The organism is Micromonospora sp. NPDC007220, assembly GCF_040634035.1.
Taxonomy (GTDB): domain Bacteria; phylum Actinomycetota; class Actinomycetes; order Mycobacteriales; family Micromonosporaceae; genus Micromonospora; species Micromonospora reichwaldensis.
In genome coordinates this window covers 1-2,238 of the sequence record NZ_JBEYEU010000064.1, presented here as the reverse complement: position 1 = coordinate 2,238, position 2,238 = coordinate 1, and the positions used below count along the sequence as shown (strand labels likewise).

Here is a 2,238-nt window from a genome sequence, read left to right as displayed (position 1 = left end):
GATGCGCATGGTGTCGGTGAGGCGGCCCCAGATGACCTCGTCCACGCCGACCTGCGCCATCTTCGCCTTGCTGGTCAGGCCCATCTTCAACCCGACCAGGCGCTCACCCCGGTCGAGGCGACGCTGGATCAACGCCGTCTGCACCCCGTACGCGGCGTCAACGTCGAGACCGGTCTCGGCGGCCAACTGGGGAATCGCGGTGGCGGTGTCGGCCGCCACGCCGAGGCGCTCGGCGATACCCGCGGTGTCCGGCCCGATCATGGCGTCTCCCTCGTTCGCGACTGCGCGGCTCGCACGCCCGGCTCAATCCTCGCGCTCACTGTGCCGCACCCGTCTGCGCGCGACCGTCGGCGAGGTCCAGTGCCACGTCCACGATCATGTCTTCCTGCCCGCCGACCATGCGGCGGCATCCCAACTCGACCAGGATCGAGCGCACGTCCACCCCGTACTTGTCCGACGCCCGCTCCGCATGCCGCAGAAAACTCGAATACACCCCCGCATAACCCAGCGACAGAGTCTCCCGGTCGACCTGCACCGGCCGATCCTGCAACGGACGCACGATGTCGTCAGCGGCGTCCATCAGCGCGAAAACGTCACAGCCGTGCTCCCACCCGTGCAACTCGGCGACGGCCACGAACACCTCCAACGGCGCGTTACCGGCCCCGGCGCCCTGCCCAGCCAGGGACGCGTCGACGCGGACCGTGCGACCCGACGGCGAACCGAGCGGCCCGTCGCCGAGGATGCGGCCGTGCTCGACTGCGACGACGCTGTTGGCGACGCCGAGGGACAGGTTGTGGTGGGCGTGGATACCGATCTGCGTATCCGGTGCCAACACCTGCCGATACGCGTCCACCCGCTGCGCCACATCGGACATGAGCAGCCGGCCGCCGGAGTCGGTGACGTAGACGCAGTGCGCCCCGTACGACTCCATCAACTTCGCCTGCCCCGCCAGACCGGCCGGATCGTTCATGTGCGACATCATCAGGAACCCGGACACGTCCATGCCGTTCTCCCGCGCCCACGCAATGTGCTGCGCCGAAATGTCGGCCTCCGTGCAGTGCGTGGCGATGCGCACACTGGTCACCCCGAGCGCCTTCGCCGCCTTCAAGTCGGCGATGGTGCCGATCCCCGGCAGCAGCAAAGTCGTCAGCTTCGCGTTCGTCATCACCTCCGCCGCCGCCGAAATCCAGTCGGCGTCACTGGCCGCACCATGGCCATAGTTCACACTCGAACCGGCCAGCCCGTCACCGTGAGCGACCTCGATCGCGGCCACCCCGGCAGCGTCCAGCGCCGCCGCGATCGTGCGAACCTGCTCCACCGTGTAGCGGTGAGCGACGGCGTGCATGCCGTCGCGCAACGTCACGTCCTGGATGTACAGATCAGTCACCGGGTCACCTCCACGACGTCCCGACCCACGCCATCGCCATCAGCGCCGTCGCGGCCCGCGCCGTCGTGGCCGGTCCCTGCCGATCGCAGCCCGACCAGCCGCTCCGCCGTACGCAGCGCCGCCGACGTCATGATGTCCAGATTCCCCGCGTACGCCGGCAGATAATGTCCCGCGCCGGAAACCTCCAAAAACACCGACACCTGCAACCCGCGCAGACGCCGACCCAACGACGGCACATAGGTGTCGACCCGGTCGAACTGCACGTCCTGCTTCAACCGATACCCCGGCACGTACTCCTGCACCGCCGCCACCATCCGCCCCACCGACCCGGCGATCGCCGCACGGTCGGCGTCGGCGTCCTCGCACAGGCAGTACACCGTGTCACGCATCAACAACGGCGGATCAGCCGGATTCAACACGATGATCGCCTTACCACGACCAGCACCACCGACCACCTCGATCGCCCGCGCCGTCGTCTCCGTGAACTCGTCAATGTTCGCCCGCGTCCCCGGCCCCGCCGACCTCGACGCGATCGACGCCACGATCTCCCCGTACACCACCGGCGTCACCCGACCCACCGCCGCGACGATCGGCACCGTCGCCTGCCCACCACACGTCACCATGTTCACGTTGCGCTCGCCCAGGTGCTCGTCCAGATTCACCGGCGGCACCACATACGGACCGATCGCCGCCGGGGTCAGGTCCACTACGAGGCGACCGTGCGCGGCCAGCACCGCGTCGTTGCGCCGGTGCGCGCCCGCCGACGTGGCATCGAACACCAACTCCACATCCGCGAACTCCGGCATCGCCACCAGGCCATCCACACCCTCGGCGGTGGTCGCCACACCCAA

The 2,238-nt window shown here is 68.8% G+C and carries 1 protein-coding gene and 2 pseudogenes; all 3 read right to left on the bottom strand.

Going from position 1 to position 2,238, the window contains the following annotated elements:
• Nucleotides 1-261: pseudogene (locus ABZ573_RS32445) on the bottom strand (4-oxalocrotonate decarboxylase); the annotation flags it as partial.
• A 55-nt stretch (nt 262-316) separates the two neighbouring features.
• On the bottom strand, nt 317-1,387 hold the full coding sequence (dmpG, locus tag ABZ573_RS32440; protein WP_358122917.1) for a 4-hydroxy-2-oxovalerate aldolase: 1,071 nt from the start codon (nt 1,385-1,387) through the stop codon (nt 317-319).
• A gap of 80 nt (nt 1,388-1,467) precedes the next feature.
• Nucleotides 1,468-2,238 (bottom strand): annotated as a pseudogene (locus ABZ573_RS32435) (acetaldehyde dehydrogenase (acetylating)); the annotation flags it as partial.